Genomic DNA, 14,710 nt, shown 5'->3' with positions numbered 1-14,710 from the left:
GTCAACTCTCATTTTTATTTCTTGACTTGTTTAATACCGGATTTATAGTTTTTCCATTAAACAAGAAACAAAGTTTCATATATTAACTGACGCTGAATTTAATATATGAAACGCACAATAAAATCGTCTCAAATATAAAACCAATGAGCGTAAATGCCCTGTTCACAGGTGAAACTCGCTCGCCTTAATAAACAGTCTACTTTCATCAGGGGCCAGGCATGCGCACGATCACGCTTTGTTTTTTTCTTGTTTCACCAGTGAGTTATGCGGCCACCGCCGCATTGCCCAACGACGCTGCCGCCACCGCGGCACCGGTAAAAAAAAGCCGTCCGGCATTGCCGCATATTCATTGGCAAAGCGAGGATAATAAAAAGAATATTGATATCGGCGGCGCGCTGCGCGCCAATTATCGCTATGAAGACTGGCACAGCAGCAATTATCGGAATCCGCCGCATTTACGCTTTGACGCCTTTCGCATCGATGCCGCCGGCCAGATAAACAACGCGTTTTTCGATAGCGGATTCTGGTTTCAGGATCGACGCAAATACGCCATCGACCGCGCCTATGTCGGTTACCACCTGTCTGAACGTTCCGCCGTGCAGCTTGGCGCGCCGTTCAAACCGTTCGGCCTGATGCCCTACCCGCAGTTCGGCTGGTCGTACGGCATTCCGTTTTACCTCGGCTTTGGCGTCAACACCGGGCTGGGTGCCAAATACCAATATCAGCATGACGATTGGGCCTTCGACGCCGCCTACTACCCGCGCATGATGCCGACCGGCGTGCGTTACGCCCCCGACGTCGCCAGCTACGACGATCTGAAAAACACCAACTATGCGTCACAGCACCTGCAGCGCAACGAAAAACGCGATCAGGTAAACCTGCGGCTGACGCGCGCTTTCCATCAGGGCGGCTGGGACAATGAGCTCGGCGGTTCGCTGGCGGCTTCGCGGCTCTATAACCAGGCGACCGGCGATAACGGCAGCTTCTGGGCGGCGGGTTTACATACGCTGGTGAATTACGATCCCTGGCATCTGTCCGGCCAGGTGATCCGCTACGGTTACGACGCCAAAGGCCCGGCCGGGGCCAACAATTCGGTGATCCTGATGGGGGGCAACGGCCTGACACCGGCCTATCTGATCCCGTCGCAGGCCACCACCGCCGCCATCAACCTGGCGCGCGACGTCGACGTGCCCTGGGGGCCGGTGAAAAAGCTGCGGTTCTACAACGACTACAGCGTGCTATGGAAAGACAGGCACGGCGGCTCAGATTCCAAAATGAACACGCTGGGGGTTCAGGTGTTCGCCATGCCGGTGATGCTGTGGGTGGATCTGACCTGGGCGCAGAACGCCAACCCGTGGGGCGGCGTGGAAAACGCCACCGGCTGGACCGGCACCCAATCCTCCGGCAGCAATAAATGGTATTTCCGCACCAACGTGAACATCGGTTACTACTTCTGAACGCGTCGGGATCTACACTGAAGCATCGCCGCCAGCCGGGCATGGTCGACGCGCTGTTCGCCTGCGACGCCGGGCTGGTGAACGCCGATCTGCAGGCGCTGAAGCGCCTGCAGATCGGTTACCCCTTGACCGACGACACCACGTTAAGCGGCTGGGCGTCCGGCAGAATATTCATGTGCTCCAGCACCTGGGCCATGATCTTGCCGAACACCGGCCCGGCCACCGAACCGCCGAAGTGCTTGCCGGCTTTCGGGTTGTTGACCATCACCACCAGCGCCACCTGCGGATCGCTGGCCGGCGCCACGCCGGCGGTGTAGTTGATGTAGCCGCCGTCGTATTTGCCGCTCGGGCCCATTTTCTCGGCGGTACCGGTTTTGATCGCCAGCCGGTAGCCCGGCACCGCGGCGCTCACCCCGCTGCCGCCCGGCAAGGCGTCGCTCTCCATCATATGCACCACGGAGCGTACCGTATCCACCGGCAAAATGCGTTGTCCCATCACCGGCGGCGTCACCTTGGTGATCGACAGCGGCCGATAAATGCCGAAGGAACCGATCGCGGCGTACTCGCGCGCCATCTGCAGCGGCGTCACGCGCAGCCCATAGCCGAAGGAGAAGGTAGCGCGTTCGATATCGGCCCAGCGTTCACGATGCTGCGGCAGATAGCCGCTGCTCTCGTTGCCGATGCCGAGCTCGGTCGGCCGCCCCAGGCCAAAGCTGCGGTAGACCGCCGGCAGCACCGTGGCCGGCAGCGCCAGCGCAATGTGCGATACCGCGATGTCGCTCGATTTTTGCAGCACGCCGGTGATGGTCAGCTTCGACCAGTGGCCGACGTCTTTAATCAGGTGACCGTTCACCCGATACGGCGTGGTGTCCAGCACCGTATCCGGCCGGATCAGCTTATGTTCCAGCCCCACCATCACCACCACGGGTTTCACCGTCGAGCCTGGTTCGAAGCTGTCGCTGCTGCACACGTTGCGGATATCTTTCGCCGGGGTGCCGGCATAGTTGTTGGGGTTGAACGACGGGTAACTGGCCATGCCGAGGATCTCGCCGGTGTCGATCTTGACCAGCACCGCACAGCCGGAGTCGGCCTGGTTGGCCACCACGCCGTCGCGGATCTGCGCATAGAGCACGTACTGGATAAATTTGTCGATGCTGAGCGTCACGTTCGGCGGCGGCACCGGATCCACGCTTTTAAGCACGCCGATCACCGCGCCGCTGCCGTCCTTCTGATAGACCCGCAGGCCGTTTTTGCCCTGCAACAGCGGGTTGAAGCCCAGCTCGATGCCCTCCAGCCCCTGGTTGTCCTGGCCGACGATGCCGATCAGCCCGGCGGCGTCCTGGCCCATCGGATAAAAGCGGCTGAAATCCTGCTCGGTGCTGACGCCGGTCAGGTGCAGTTTGCTGATGTAGGCAGCGTTGTCGTCCTCCACCTTGCGCGCCAGATAGACGAAACGTTTATGCGCGTTGCTCTGGATCAGATGCTGCACGTCCGCCAGCGGGATCTTCAGCACGTTGGCCATGCTCTGCCAGCGCTCGTTGCCGGTGTCGGTCTGGGAATCGAGAATATGCTTCGGATCCAGCACGATGTCTTTGGACGACACGCTGACCGCCAGCGCCTCATCGTTGCGATCGGTGATCATGGCGCGGTTGGTCGGCACCACCTGGGTGCGGATCGAACGCTGGTCGGCCTGATCCGCCAGCTGTTGGTGCTCCAGCAGCTGCAGGTAACCGACCCTGAACGCCAACAGAAAAAAACAGACCAGCATGCCGGCGCAAATCCAGCCGAAACGAACTGTGGAATAGGTTTTACCGCTTTTTTTGGTCGATGGCGCCACTGTTGTGTTAACCCTGCGTTTTTATTCGGTTTATGGTGTTATTTCAGTCTACCTTGCCGGAAATGGTCAGGAGATTGCAGTTTGTAAGAAAGTAAAAACAAACCGCCTCACCGTTGCACATCGGCACTGTCGTTTAACTGCGGTTTACTTTGCCCCGCATCGCCGGGCTGCGGCGCGTTGGCCGGGTCAAAAATATGGTCGAGGATGGCGCGCGCGGTCGGCCCCGCCACCACGCCGTTACCGCCGCCGTTTTCCAGGATCAGCGCCATCGCCACCCGTGGGTTTTTGTAAGGCGCGAACAGCGTATAGAAGATGTGATCGCGCAGCCGCACCGGGATCATTTTGGCGTTGTAGGTCTGGTTTTGCTTCAGGCTGAATACCTGCGAAGTGCCGGATTTGGCGGCGATCTGATACGGCGCGGTGTGGAACAACTTGTACCCGGTGCCGTTCGGCAGATTGGCCATGCCGTACATGCCATTGCGCACGATGCCCCAGTAAGGCGAATGGGGATCGCCGATCTGCGCCGTTTTCGCCGGCGGCGGGTAGCGCGTCACCCGGTTGCCCTGCTGCAGCGAATACAGCAGGTGCGGCGTTTTCACCTGGCCGTTGTTGATCAGCGTGGTCAGCGCTTTCACCATCTGGATCGGCGTCGCCACCCAATACCCCTGGCCGATGCCCACCGAAACCGTATCCCCCTGATACCAGCCTTTTTTGTGCACCTTCAGCTTCCAGTCGCGGCTCGGCAGCACGCCGCGGTACTCTTCGTTCAGATCGATGCCGGTGGACTGGCCGTAGCCGAACAGGCTCAGCCAGTGGTGGATACGATCGATGCCCATCTCATACGCCACCTGATAAAAGAAGGTGTCGGCGGATTCCTCAATGGCTTTAGTGACGTTGAGCATGCCGTGGCCGGTTTTCAGCCAGTCGCGGTAGCGGCGCTCGGTACCGGGCAGCGTCCAGGTCGGGGCGCCGAAAAAGGTGGTGGTGGGCGTTATCACGCCGGCGAACAGCGCCGAAACGGCCATGTAGGGCTTCACCGTCGACGCCGGCGGGTATAAGCCCTGGGTGACGCGGTTGATCAGCGGCAAATCCGGGTTGGTCAGCAGCGCCTTATAGGCCTGATAGCCGATGCCTTTGACGAAAGGATTGGGATCGTAGCTGGGGCTGGAAACCATCGCCAGGATGCCGCCGTCGCGCGGATCTTCCACCACCACCGCGGCGCGCTGCCCCTTCAGCACCGATTCAATGTACTGCTGCAGCGGCAAATCCAGCGTCAGGTAGATGTTCTTGCCGGCCTTCGGCGGCTGCTCTTTCAGCAGGCGGATCACGCGACCGTGATTATCCACCTCCACCTCCTGATAGCCGGTGGTGCCGTGCAGTTCGGCCTCGTAATAGGCCTCGATGCCCTGTTTGCCGATGTTGCGGTCGGCGGCATAGTTCTCGCTCAGCCCGGCCTTGTCCAGGCGTTTGAGATCGCTGTCGTTGATCTTCGACACATAGCCCAGCACGTGCGCCAGCTGGGCGCCGTAAGGATATTCACGCTGTTGATAGGTATCGATCGTCACTCCGTCGAAACGGTATTGATTGACGGCAAAGCGCGCCACCTCGGTGTCGCTCAGCCCGGCTTTGAGCGTCACCGGTTTGTAGCGGCTGTTGTGGTGCATGTCGTCGCGAAACGCGCTGATGTCCTCCGGCGTCAGGTCGACGATCGGCGTCAGCGCCTGCAGCAGCGCCGCCATGTCGCTGATTTTGCTGGGCGTGATCTCGATACGATACAGTGTCACGTTTCGCACCAAAGGCGTGCCGTTGCGATCGAAGATCAGCCCCCGGCTGGGGGCGATCGGCAGCATTTTGATGTCGTTCTGGTTGGAGCGCGTCTGGTAAAAGCCGTGCTGGCGGATTTGCAGCCGGTAGAGGTTGACGATCAGCGCGCCGAAACAGACCACCACCAGCGCCAGCGCCACGCCCGCCCGGCGGATAAACAGCCTTTCTTCCGCAGAATGGTCGCGAATTGTTTCTTTTAACAGGGCCATGCGGTGCCGATACCTTATGCGTCACATTTCCCCGCAAAATCAGGGAACTGAAAAGCCGGCAAGCATAGCGTTATCGGGCGCACCGCCCCATGAAAAGGTTGCTAATGAAATGGCATAACTGTTTCAGCATATTGGAATGTTACCGGCGGCGTTTTTTTCACCGCGCTTCCCATTGAGCCGCCGTTCGCCCCAATGCTACAATGTGATCTGAATCACAATATTCCCGATATTTCCCCGCATTTCCCTGTCGGCGCCCTGCCGGATGCGGATTTTTGTTACATAGGATCGAGTTCGATGAGTACCATTGCCACCGGTTTAGTCATGATGCGCTGGGAGTTGCTGAGCGCCGTGATGATGTTCTTCGCCAGCCAGTTAAACGTCGTTTGCCGTAAAACCAGCCGCAACGGCATGGCGTTCATGTTCAGCAGCCTGGGCCTGTTTACCGCCTGCTGGTTCGTGATGGGCCTGATGGGTATCCACCTCACCCTGGAAGCTTTCACCCAATTCTGGTCATCGGCCTGGGATCGCTATGTGGACGTGGTCAGCACCATGCCGGTCGATTGGCCGATGCCGTAACCTCGCCGCGGGGGCGGCTCACCGGCCGCCCTGCCGATTATTCCGTTTCCGTTGATGGCGCCGCCGCAAGCCGCGCCATCAAGGCCCCCGCCTCAATCAACAGCGCCTGCTCCCGCTCCGTTAAACAGTTTTCCATCGCCGCCAGCAACCACGCCTCGCGCCGGCTGCGGCTCTCCTGCAGCAGGCCCAGCCCGGCGGGCGTCAGGCGCACCCGCACCCGGCGTTTGTCTTCGGCATCCGGCGTGCGCACCAGCAGCCCATCGGCCTCCAGCTCACGCAACGCGGCCGCCAGGTTTGAGGAACGCATGCGCTCCGATTCCGCCAGCAGCGACGGCGTCGCCTCGCCGCCGTGGCGATCGATAGCCCCCAACAGCATCAGCTGGGCCCAGGATTTTTCGTCGCTGCGCGATTCGCGCCGCATACGGCGCACCAGCGACATTAACTGCGTGCGCAGCAGCGTCACGTCTTCAGGATGATCTTTTTTCATTGGCATCAATCTAGCGTTCAGTTTATCTCTGCTTTCACACCGCCGGATCGCGCGGCTCTGGCTTAACCCAGTTACCTATGATAATATAGCTATTAATATATAGCAAAAAGACACTGCGTCGGCAGGGTTACGTTTGCTCACGCATTGCCTCTCGCCGATTAATTTGCAGTGTTATTATTATTTTGCTCAATAAATCCCTCCTTATTCAACGTGGTACGGTAAACCGATGGAAGCGTGGAAAGTCAATCTGATCTCGGTCTGGCTCGGGTGTTTCTTCACCGGGCTGGCGATGAGCCAAATCCTCCCTTTTCTGCCGCTGTACGTCGAACAGCTCGGCGTCAGCGATCACCAATCCCTCAGCCTGTGGTCCGGGCTGGTGTTCAGCGGCACCTTTTTGGTCTCGGCGGTGGTGTCGCCGCTGTGGGGCAGCCTGGCCGACCGCAAAGGCCGCAAGCTGATGCTGCTGCGCGCCTCGCTGGGCATGGCGATCGTCATCGCGCTGCAGGGGCTGGCCACCAACGTCTGGCAGCTGTTCGCGCTGCGCGCCCTGATGGGGCTGACATCTGGCTATATTCCCAACGCCATGGCGCTGGTCGCCTCGCAGGTGCCGCGCGATAAAAGCGGCTGGGCGCTGGGCACGCTTTCTACCGGGCAGATCTCCGGCGTGATCGCCGGGCCGCTGCTGGGTGGGCTGATGGCCGACCATCTGGGGCTGCGGGTAGTGTTTTTCGTCACCGCCGGGCTGATGTTCGTCAGCTTCCTGGTGACGCTGTTCCTGATTAAAGAGCGGCGCATCACGGTGAAGAAAGCGGATCAGCTGAGCGGCAAGGCGGTGTTCCGTTCGCTGCCCTATCCGACGCTGATCCTCACCCTGTTCGTTTGCACCCTGATGATCCAGCTGGCCAACTCGTCCATCAGCCCGATCCTGACGTTGTTCATTCGCGAGCTGTCCGGCGACGTCAGCAATATCGCCTTTGTCAGCGGCATGATCGCCGCCGTGCCCGGCATTGCAGCGCTGATCTCGGCGCCGCGCCTCGGGCGGCTCGGCGATCGCATCGGCACCGCGCGCATCCTGATCGCCGCGCTGCTGTTCACCACCGGCCTGTTCGCCGTGATGGCCTGGGTCAATACGCCGCTGCAGCTGGGCATTCTGCGTTTCCTGCTCGGCTTCGCCGACGGCGCGCTGATGCCGGCGGTGCAGGCGCTGCTGCTGAAGTATTCCTCCGATCAGGTGACCGGGCGCATCTTCGGCTATAACCAATCCTTTATGTACCTGGGCAACGTGGTTGGCCCGCTGCTGGGGTCGGGCATTTCGGCGATGATGGGGTTCCGCTGGGTGTTCGCCGTGACGGCGGTGTTGGTGCTTTGCAATGCGCTGCAGCTGCGCCATCAGTTCAAAAAAGTGGAGAGTCAACGCGCGGGATAACGGGGAATGTGGGGAAACGCCTCAAGCAGTGGCGGGACAATGACGCCCATCAACCGTGCCACCACTGCCAAAGGCGGCCGTAGCCTACTCGACGCGGCGATCGTTTGGTATTTATGTAAGTAAATAAAGTGTTGCGGGCGTGTTGAGGGCCGCCGCAGCGGCCCTTGCGGATCAGAACATGGTATTGTCGTTGGCCGATTTTTCCGGCACATCCTGATTGACGTCCCAATGCTCGGTGATTTTCCCCTGATCGTTCACCCGGTAAATATCCACGCTGGCAGTGCCGCGATCCTGCGGGTTATTTTGGTATTTGACGTGAACATAGACCAAATCGCCGTTGACCGCGCTGCGGTATATTTTGGCGCTGTACTGCGGATTGTCTTTAAAGGTCTGGCTGAAGAAATCCAGGAACGGCTTGATGCCGTCGCCGACGAACGGGTTATGCTGCTTGTAGTTTTCCACAATCAGCTTCTGCGCCACGCCGATGTCGTGGCGATTGAAAAAGCCCGCGTATAGATCTTCCACCACCTTCAGCTTCTGCTGCGCATGATGATGACCGCCTTTGCCGGCCGATTTGTCAGACGCCGCCTGATCCGTTGACAGCGCCGGGTAACTCGCCAGCAAGCCGCCGACGATCGCACAGGTGATCAATGCCTTTTTCATAACTGCTCCTTATTTTCCTGAGTGACCTACGATTTTCAGCTGCCCTTTCAGATGGGTAAAGCTGCCATCCTTGGCGGCGATGTTGGTGTACACCTCGCCGCGCTCAAAGTCCTCGATATGCGTCACGTTGTCGCCGGACTGCAGCTCATGCCAATAGACCATATAGACCTTTGGCCGGATCTCCACCGCGGTGTACTGCACGGTGTCGGTGATGCCCTGCGACGCCTCGCCGATACCGGTGAAGGTCATGGTCTTGTCATCGGTAAAATCCAGCTTGAAGGCGAAATCGCCGAAGGTCACCTGCACCACTTTACCGACCGCAATGAACTGCCCGTGTTTTTCCGTCATCGTTGCCGCCTTACTGTTAGTCAGGGAGGGTTGCGCCGCCGTAGCGGCGGGTAATGCGAGGGGGAAAGTCAGGGCTATCGCCAGCGCGATGCCCGTTCTCTTCACTGTTTTCATCGTTCCTTCTCCTTTCCGTGGTTGAAAACGAGAATCATTATCATCACTTGGCAGTGGGCAGAAATATAAGAATAATCTCTATTCCTATCAGGCACCTGGCGGCGAAAAAAGACGGCGAAAAATCGCCGCGGAATGGCATGGCAATAGCGCGTTCTGGCCATTGGTTTTTACGCAATGAACGGAATTTCTGCTTTCAGGAAGGGAAACTGCTCGGAGATTTGATGGGTCTATAGCGCAGAACGCTTTAAGCTAATGCGTATTTGTTCTTAAGCCGCCCACCCCCGAAAGGCGGCGGCGAACGGCGTCGCGTTTAACGCAGCCAGGGCGTATAGGTGACGCCGACCAGCAACCCTTCCGGGCTGAGCAAACGGGTAACGCTCTGCCCCCACGGCTCTTCGCGGTTGACGACCAACAGCCGATAACCGCGATCGACCAGCCCCTGGGTGGCGGCCGCCATGTCGGCCACGTCGAACTCGATCCACGCCTGCGGCAGCGCGAGATCCGCCGGCCAGCGATCGTCGCCAAAGCAGGACTGCGCCGCCTGCGCCAGCGGCCACAGGGCGAAATGCTTCACGCCGTCCAGCGCGCCTTGCTCCGACAGCAGATAGGTTTCGTTGCCCGGCATCGGCTTGAGCGGCAGCCCCAGCGCCTCGACATAAAACGCCTTGCTCTCGTCGCTCTCACGCGTGATGGGCCCGAATCCGGCGACAAACAACACGCCCAGCCCGGCAAATGGTTGATCCATGCGGCACTCCCTTCCGGTTAGCGCCCCTGCCGCACCTGCAGCGGAGCAAATCCATAGGCCGCCTTGAAGCGGTTACTAAAGTGGCTGGCGGAACTGAAGCCGCACGCCAGCGCGATCTCGGTGATCGGCTGTTGGCTGTGCCGCAGCAGCCGTTCCGCCCGCTGCAGCCGTGCGCGCATCACAAACTGGTGCGGCGCCAGCCCGGTGGCGTGCTTGAACATGCGGGCGAAATGGTATTCGCTCAACCCGGCCTGCGCCGCCAGATCCGCCAACAGCAAAGGCCGATCGAGGTGGTTTTCGATATATTCCCGCACCCGCCTGGCCACCGCAGGCGCCAGGCCGCCGCGCGCCTGCGGCAGCTTCCACTGCAACTGACTGTAACGCTGGATCAGATGCGACATCAGCAGGTTCGACGCGCTGCTGAGCGCCAGCAGATTGGCGCTGTCCCGCCAGTCGCAGTTGAGCAAAAACTGGCGATACAGCAGCGTGATCTGCGGATCTTCGCCGAAGCTGCGCGGCTCTACGTTGATCGCCGCCGGGCTGCGATCCCAGGTCTGCTCCGCCAGCTGCCGCAGATGCCCGTCGGTGCAATACAGGTGCACGAACGACAGATCGCTGCGCACGTCCCAGGTGGAGGCGTATTGGCGCGGCATGATGCAGAACCGATCCGGCCCGCCGCCGTTGCGCCAGCCGCCCGGCACCTGCTGGTAGCACTCATAGCCGTCGGCGACGTACAGGCTCAGGGTATGGTGGTCGGCGCTTTCCTGCGTGACGCGATCGTTGCAGTTGGACCAGGCGGCCAGCTCCACGCCGGTGCCCAGCAGCACGCTGCCGTGCAGCCGCGCCTTGTGCTCACGCAGTGTTTCAAACGCCTGATAGTTGGACATCGCCGGCCCCGTTGTTCGACATGCAGACAGTGTAAAGAGTGGCGCCGCCGCATACCAGCCGCCGCCCCGCGCTTTTGGCAAAAAAAACGCAAGAATATGCAACTGGGCGCAAAGCGCTGCAAGCGCCGCCGCGCGCCAAAGCGGATACTGCGCCATCGGTTTTTTCGGAGTAACAAATAGAATGAATGCGCTGTTGTACCTCGCCGTGGTGCTGATTTGGGGCACCACCTGGATTGCGATCACCCTGCAACAGGAAGGCCCGGTGGCCATTCCCGTCTCGATCGCTTACCGCTTCGCCATTTCCGCCGCGGTGATGTTCGCCGTCTTGTTGTTGACGCGCCGCCTGCGCCGCCTCACCCCGCGCGATCATCTGTTCTGCGTGCTGCAGGGCTGCTGCGTGTTCGGCTTCAACTTCTTCTGCTTCTACCACGCGGCGGCCTACATCAGCAGCGGGCTGGAATCGGTGATCTTCTCGATGGCGGTGCTGTTCAACGCCCTCAACAGCCTGCTGTTTTTCCGCCAGCGTCCCAGCCCCAACCTGCTGCCGGCGGCGCTGCTGGGTTTGACCGGCATCGTGGCGCTGTTTTGGCAAGATCTGGCCGCCACCCGCATGGCGCCGGAGCTGCTCAAAGGCATCGGCCTGAGCGCGCTCGGCACCTACGGCTTCTCGCTGGGCAACATGATCAGCACGCGCCATCAGCGCCACGGGCTGGATATCTTTTCCACCAACACCTACGCCATGACCTACGGCGCGCTGCTGATGGCACTGATCGCCCTGGCGCAGGGCGCATCGTTCCAGATCGAATTCAGCAGCCGCTATATCGGCTCCCTGCTGTACCTGGCGATTTTCGGGTCGGTGATCGCCTTCGCCGCCTACTTCAGCCTGCTCGGCCGCATCGGCGCCGGCGCGGCGGCTTACAGCACCCTGCTGTTCCCGCTGGTAGCGCTGACCATCTCAACGATCTACGAAGGCTATCAGTGGCACTTCAACGCCGTGCTGGGCCTGTGCCTGATCCTACTGGGCAACCTGGTGATGTTCGCCAAGCCGGGGCTGAAATGGCGACGGCCAGGTATCGCGAAACAAAACTCAACCCTTTGAAGCCATTGGCGAATATCGTTATCATCAGGTTTTGTTGATAACGGATGATGGCAAATGCTCAGAAGTGATGATGTGACACCCCGCGCCTACAAACAGGTGGACGTGTTTACCCGTACGCCGCTGCAGGGCAACCCCGTGGCGGTGGTGCTGGAGGCCGAGGGGCTGAGCAGCGCGCAAATGCTGGCATTGGCCCGTTGGACCAACCTTTCGGAAACCACCTTTGTGCTTAAACCGACGCACCCGGCGGCGGATTATAAGGTGCGCATTTTCACCACCGAAAAAGAGCTGCCCTTCGCCGGCCACCCAACGCTGGGCACCGCCCACGCCCTGCTGGAAGCCGGTTTGACGCCTAAACGGCCTGGGATGGTGATGCAGGAATGCGGCGTCGGCCTGGTGGCGGTCGATATCCAGCAGGAAGGTACATTGGCGTTCGCCGCGCCCGAAGTTGAGCTCCGCCCAATGGCGGCTGAGGAAACAGAACGGCTGATGGCCGCTTTACGGCCCGCGGTGATGGCAGCAAGCCCTCTGCCGGTGATTGCCGAGATGGGCATTCGCTGGCTGATGGTGCGCCTGCCGGACGCACAATCCTGCCTGGCGGTGACGCCGGATCAGGCCACGATTAAACGCCTGCAAACGTCTTGCAATGTGGATGGCGTGGTGATTTATGGCGCCTGCTCCGCAACCGAACCGGCCGATTACGAAATGCGCGCGTTTATGGTGGAATGCGGCGCCTTGATTGAAGATCCGGTGACCGGCAGCGCCAACGCCTGCCTGGCGCGCTTATTGAAGGCCAACCACTTTCCCGACGGCAGCCAGACCGCACAGGGTTACCAGGTGCGCCAGGGCACCCAACTGAATCGAGATGGCCGCGTGAGCGTGCGCTTTATTGACGGCGAACCCTGGATCGGCGGGCAGTGCCGCACCCTGATTGATGGCACATTGGGTATTTAGTTTGGGGGATAAGAGGATAGTGAGCATCTTTTGGGAACGTCAATTAGCAACGCTCAAAGCCTATGTTTAGCTGTTCTTCATTACATAGGTCAACAAACTGCTGAGAGACAATTATTCTTTCACAATAGATGCTATCCCTAGCAATAAAGAACTCCCTGTCACACTTGTAAGCAGGCACATCAATGAGCTTGCTTCCATCTTCAAGTTCTCTGAACGTCGAGGCTTCCTCATCAATAATTTGAAAATAATTATTCACTTTACACAGAAAAATTGTTTCAGTTACGTTTTCTACCGCACATTCATAGAATAACATCTCAGACGAAACCTTGCGTTCAAATACAGCCTTAGCTCTTTTTGAAAAGATTGGAATTCCGAGACTGGCAGGAAAATAGTCATGCAAATTAAAAATATCGCTACTCGAAGCGCTTGGCATTTTCCCTTTTGGCAGTGAGTAGGATAGGAAATTACCATCACCTTCATTCCAAATAAAAAAGCTGGACAATCTTGATTTCGGATCGGGAAAACAAATCAAGTTATCGCCAAATGTAAAGCTATTGAAAGTATAGAAGTTCATGTCACTCTCATTCAACTTAACTTAACGATGTTGCATTTTATTTTCTTTCTTGCTAAGCGCTCTTTGATTAGAGAAAAAATAGCATCCCAATCACCACCTCCCAATCCTGCACCAATCATAGGCAATTGTATACTAAGCCTTTCTTTTAATGCATAATCAGAAACCAGACTTAGACATTCTTTAAGTGCTTCATATGAAACATACTGAGCATTATCATCTTTACTTTTCTTTAGTCCATCCTGAGCCAACATATTTGCAACATATATCCGCTCATTTTCGCTCACACAGATGAATTGTACGTTCCCGAGAAAAAAATCCTTTTTTTCAGAGAACCACTTTAAATATTCTTCCTTTACTGCTGGATAGCGTTTTGATAGAGGAACAACAAAGCCTTTTCCCCACTTACCCTTGTTATTCACAATATGAATGATCATTTTAGATTTTGACGAAGGAATAGATGCATCACCATAGCTAAAACTGACATAATCATTCAAAACATCAGAGGTGATCGTCTTATTCCATTCACTTTCAAACTCAAGACTAGTTATCAACTTTGACTCAGAAAGATCAAGCTCACTTTTCTTACCATCATAAAGTAAAAAACCTATATCTTCGTGCCAATCTTCCAAAGATGAGGATGAATAATACAAATCATTTATTATAGTTATTTGTCTTGTTGCAGCATCGCCATTAAACTCGGTATAGATCCTCCCTTCGCCAGAAATGAGTTCACATGTACCTTTATAATAATTCTTATCGGACTCCACAGTTCTTTCCTCCCCCTACGACAGATGGAATAAGTTATTTATAACTGTCAATCACCATGTTACTTACAATAACCCTCTAATTTTCAATACCACTATCAAAAAACTCAAAGCTTCAATTAACTACTAGCATTCAATAATCTCGAAATCCTTTTAACTATGAAATAAGAAAACCGAAAAAATTATTTGATTCTAAAGACAATAGCCGCTCATCGTCACCTGCCTTATATTTTAAGAAAACCCCTGAGAACGGATCGTCACTATAATTTACTCCAACTATGCTAACCTCCTGCTCAGTTTTAAATGACTGGGAATAAATTGACATCATGGAAAACTTATCATCCTCATCCACCTCAAACCATGGAACGATGTTTTCAACTAAACGTGAATTAACAATCCCATCATCATCAATATACAGTTCAAATATAGTTTCATCTGATATAAAGTAAACTCTGTCATACATCGGATGAAACACTGGTACTGTTTCCCCATCTATATAACCCGTGACAATTATATCACTGACGCTACTCCTAGTTACATGCTCAATAAATTCTTTCATATGCACTCCTATGGTGAAAAAACAATCCCAAGATCCATGCCTTTGCCAGACTCAATAAGAGTTACAAATTCCTCCCTACCATCAGACAGCTTTTTAGAAATATAGGTCATCCCTTCGCCTCTATATATCTCCATCACAGGCTGACCTTTTTTAATTGTCCCTTGTCCTACATGGACCAGTTTCCCGCTAT

Annotated in this window: 15 protein-coding genes; 5 read left to right on the top strand and 10 right to left on the bottom strand. The window is 56.8% G+C overall.

Features of this window, described 5'->3' with window-relative positions:
• Positions 1-218 precede the first annotated feature (218 nt).
• Positions 219-1,457, top strand: a complete 1,239-nt coding sequence (locus tag SSARUM2_RS11955) for a hypothetical protein (RefSeq protein ID WP_033655022.1) — start codon at positions 219-221, stop codon at positions 1,455-1,457.
• 118 nt (positions 1,458-1,575) lie between these two features.
• Here the strand turns inward: SSARUM2_RS11955 and SSARUM2_RS11950 are convergent, their stop codons facing one another.
• Together SSARUM2_RS11950 and mrdA are read right to left on the bottom strand one after the other, a co-directional pair.
• Complete coding sequence (locus SSARUM2_RS11950; RefSeq protein ID WP_060452666.1) at positions 1,576-3,294, bottom strand: penicillin-binding transpeptidase domain-containing protein; 1,719 nt, start codon at positions 3,292-3,294, stop codon at positions 1,576-1,578.
• Between the two features lie 107 nt (positions 3,295-3,401).
• On the bottom strand, positions 3,402-5,327 hold the full coding sequence (gene mrdA / locus SSARUM2_RS11945) for a penicillin-binding protein 2 (RefSeq protein ID WP_060452667.1): 1,926 nt from the start codon (positions 5,325-5,327) through the stop codon (positions 3,402-3,404).
• Positions 5,328-5,621: 294 nt separating this feature from the next.
• Between mrdA and SSARUM2_RS11940 the strand changes: the two genes are divergently transcribed.
• Entirely contained in the window at positions 5,622-5,903 is a 282-nt protein-coding gene (locus tag SSARUM2_RS11940; protein WP_033634498.1) for a YjcB family protein, read from the top strand.
• 37 nt (positions 5,904-5,940) lie between these two features.
• Here SSARUM2_RS11940 and SSARUM2_RS11935 read toward each other — a convergent pair whose 3' ends face one another.
• Complete coding sequence (locus tag SSARUM2_RS11935) at positions 5,941-6,390, bottom strand: MarR family transcriptional regulator (protein WP_033655018.1); 450 nt, start codon at positions 6,388-6,390, stop codon at positions 5,941-5,943.
• Positions 6,391-6,616: 226 nt separating this feature from the next.
• Here SSARUM2_RS11935 and SSARUM2_RS11930 point away from each other — a divergent pair, with 226 nt between their 5' ends.
• The gene (locus SSARUM2_RS11930; protein WP_039566203.1) at positions 6,617-7,816 is read left to right on the top strand and encodes a multidrug efflux MFS transporter; all 1,200 of its coding nucleotides are present in this window, start codon (positions 6,617-6,619) and stop codon (positions 7,814-7,816) included.
• 171 nt (positions 7,817-7,987) lie between these two features.
• Here the strand turns inward: SSARUM2_RS11930 and SSARUM2_RS11925 are convergent, their stop codons facing one another.
• The 4 genes from SSARUM2_RS11925 to SSARUM2_RS11910 all read right to left on the bottom strand — a co-directional run bounded on the left by SSARUM2_RS11925 (position 7,988) and on the right by SSARUM2_RS11910 (position 10,573).
• Positions 7,988-8,479, bottom strand: coding sequence for a nuclear transport factor 2 family protein (locus SSARUM2_RS11925; RefSeq protein ID WP_060452668.1), 492 nt, complete (start codon positions 8,477-8,479; stop codon positions 7,988-7,990).
• A 9-nt stretch (positions 8,480-8,488) separates the two neighbouring features.
• The gene (locus SSARUM2_RS11920) at positions 8,489-8,941 is read right to left on the bottom strand and encodes a MoaF N-terminal domain-containing protein (RefSeq protein ID WP_282488655.1); all 453 of its coding nucleotides are present in this window, start codon (positions 8,939-8,941) and stop codon (positions 8,489-8,491) included.
• A 310-nt stretch (positions 8,942-9,251) separates the two neighbouring features.
• Positions 9,252-9,686 carry a glyoxalase/bleomycin resistance/dioxygenase family protein gene (locus tag SSARUM2_RS11915; RefSeq protein WP_060430171.1) on the bottom strand — a complete coding sequence of 145 codons (435 nt, stop codon included), beginning with the start codon at positions 9,684-9,686 and terminating at the stop codon, positions 9,252-9,254.
• A gap of 17 nt (positions 9,687-9,703) precedes the next feature.
• On the bottom strand, positions 9,704-10,573 hold the full coding sequence (locus SSARUM2_RS11910) for an AraC family transcriptional regulator (protein ID WP_033634491.1): 870 nt from the start codon (positions 10,571-10,573) through the stop codon (positions 9,704-9,706).
• 181 nt (positions 10,574-10,754) lie between these two features.
• Here SSARUM2_RS11910 and SSARUM2_RS11905 point away from each other — a divergent pair, with 181 nt between their 5' ends.
• Together SSARUM2_RS11905 and SSARUM2_RS11900 are read left to right on the top strand one after the other, a co-directional pair.
• Positions 10,755-11,672 carry a DMT family transporter gene (locus tag SSARUM2_RS11905; RefSeq protein ID WP_060452669.1) on the top strand — a complete coding sequence of 306 codons (918 nt, stop codon included), beginning with the start codon at positions 10,755-10,757 and terminating at the stop codon, positions 11,670-11,672.
• 54 nt (positions 11,673-11,726) lie between these two features.
• Positions 11,727-12,623, top strand: a complete 897-nt coding sequence (locus SSARUM2_RS11900) for a PhzF family phenazine biosynthesis protein (RefSeq protein WP_039566209.1) — start codon at positions 11,727-11,729, stop codon at positions 12,621-12,623.
• A 43-nt stretch (positions 12,624-12,666) separates the two neighbouring features.
• On the opposite strand, the gene SSARUM2_RS11895 is transcribed toward SSARUM2_RS11900, so the two are convergent.
• The 3 genes from SSARUM2_RS11895 to SSARUM2_RS11885 all read right to left on the bottom strand — a co-directional run bounded on the left by SSARUM2_RS11895 (position 12,667) and on the right by SSARUM2_RS11885 (position 14,520).
• The gene (locus SSARUM2_RS11895; RefSeq protein ID WP_039566211.1) at positions 12,667-13,197 is read right to left on the bottom strand and encodes a DUF1629 domain-containing protein; all 531 of its coding nucleotides are present in this window, start codon (positions 13,195-13,197) and stop codon (positions 12,667-12,669) included.
• An 11-nt stretch (positions 13,198-13,208) separates the two neighbouring features.
• Positions 13,209-13,964, bottom strand: a complete 756-nt coding sequence (locus SSARUM2_RS11890) for a macro domain-containing protein (RefSeq protein ID WP_079656494.1) — start codon at positions 13,962-13,964, stop codon at positions 13,209-13,211.
• Positions 13,965-14,118: 154 nt separating this feature from the next.
• Positions 14,119-14,520 (bottom strand): hypothetical protein, encoded by a 402-nt coding sequence (locus SSARUM2_RS11885; RefSeq protein WP_039566212.1) that lies wholly within the window; start codon positions 14,518-14,520, stop codon positions 14,119-14,121.
• Positions 14,521-14,710 lie beyond the last annotated feature (190 nt).

It is taken from the genome of Serratia sp. K-E0102, assembly GCF_029962625.1.
In the GTDB taxonomy this organism is placed as follows: domain Bacteria; phylum Pseudomonadota; class Gammaproteobacteria; order Enterobacterales; family Enterobacteriaceae; genus Serratia; species Serratia sarumanii.
Note: the sequence above shows the minus strand (reverse complement) of the source record. Positions and strands in the feature narration are given on the sequence as shown.

Excerpts from the sequence above, each read along its gene's own strand:
- SSARUM2_RS11955 (WP_033655022.1), top strand. The coding sequence starts at position 219 with ATGCGCACGATCACGCTTTGTTTTTTTCTTGTTTCACCAGTGAGTTAT.
- mrdA (WP_060452667.1), bottom strand. The coding sequence starts at position 5,327 with ATGGCCCTGTTAAAAGAAACAATTCGCGACCATTCTGCGGAAGAAAGG.
- SSARUM2_RS11940 (WP_033634498.1), top strand. The coding sequence starts at position 5,622 with ATGAGTACCATTGCCACCGGTTTAGTCATGATGCGCTGGGAGTTGCTG.
- SSARUM2_RS11935 (WP_033655018.1), bottom strand. The coding sequence starts at position 6,390 with ATGAAAAAAGATCATCCTGAAGACGTGACGCTGCTGCGCACGCAGTTA.
- SSARUM2_RS11930 (WP_039566203.1), top strand. The coding sequence starts at position 6,617 with ATGGAAGCGTGGAAAGTCAATCTGATCTCGGTCTGGCTCGGGTGTTTC.
- SSARUM2_RS11925 (WP_060452668.1), bottom strand. The coding sequence starts at position 8,479 with ATGAAAAAGGCATTGATCACCTGTGCGATCGTCGGCGGCTTGCTGGCG.
- SSARUM2_RS11920 (WP_282488655.1), bottom strand. The coding sequence starts at position 8,941 with ATGAAAACAGTGAAGAGAACGGGCATCGCGCTGGCGATAGCCCTGACT.
- SSARUM2_RS11915 (WP_060430171.1), bottom strand. The coding sequence starts at position 9,686 with ATGGATCAACCATTTGCCGGGCTGGGCGTGTTGTTTGTCGCCGGATTC.
- SSARUM2_RS11910 (WP_033634491.1), bottom strand. The coding sequence starts at position 10,573 with ATGTCCAACTATCAGGCGTTTGAAACACTGCGTGAGCACAAGGCGCGG.
- SSARUM2_RS11905 (WP_060452669.1), top strand. The coding sequence starts at position 10,755 with ATGAATGCGCTGTTGTACCTCGCCGTGGTGCTGATTTGGGGCACCACC.
- SSARUM2_RS11900 (WP_039566209.1), top strand. The coding sequence starts at position 11,727 with ATGCTCAGAAGTGATGATGTGACACCCCGCGCCTACAAACAGGTGGAC.
- SSARUM2_RS11895 (WP_039566211.1), bottom strand. The coding sequence starts at position 13,197 with ATGAACTTCTATACTTTCAATAGCTTTACATTTGGCGATAACTTGATT.
- SSARUM2_RS11885 (WP_039566212.1), bottom strand. The coding sequence starts at position 14,520 with ATGAAAGAATTTATTGAGCATGTAACTAGGAGTAGCGTCAGTGATATA.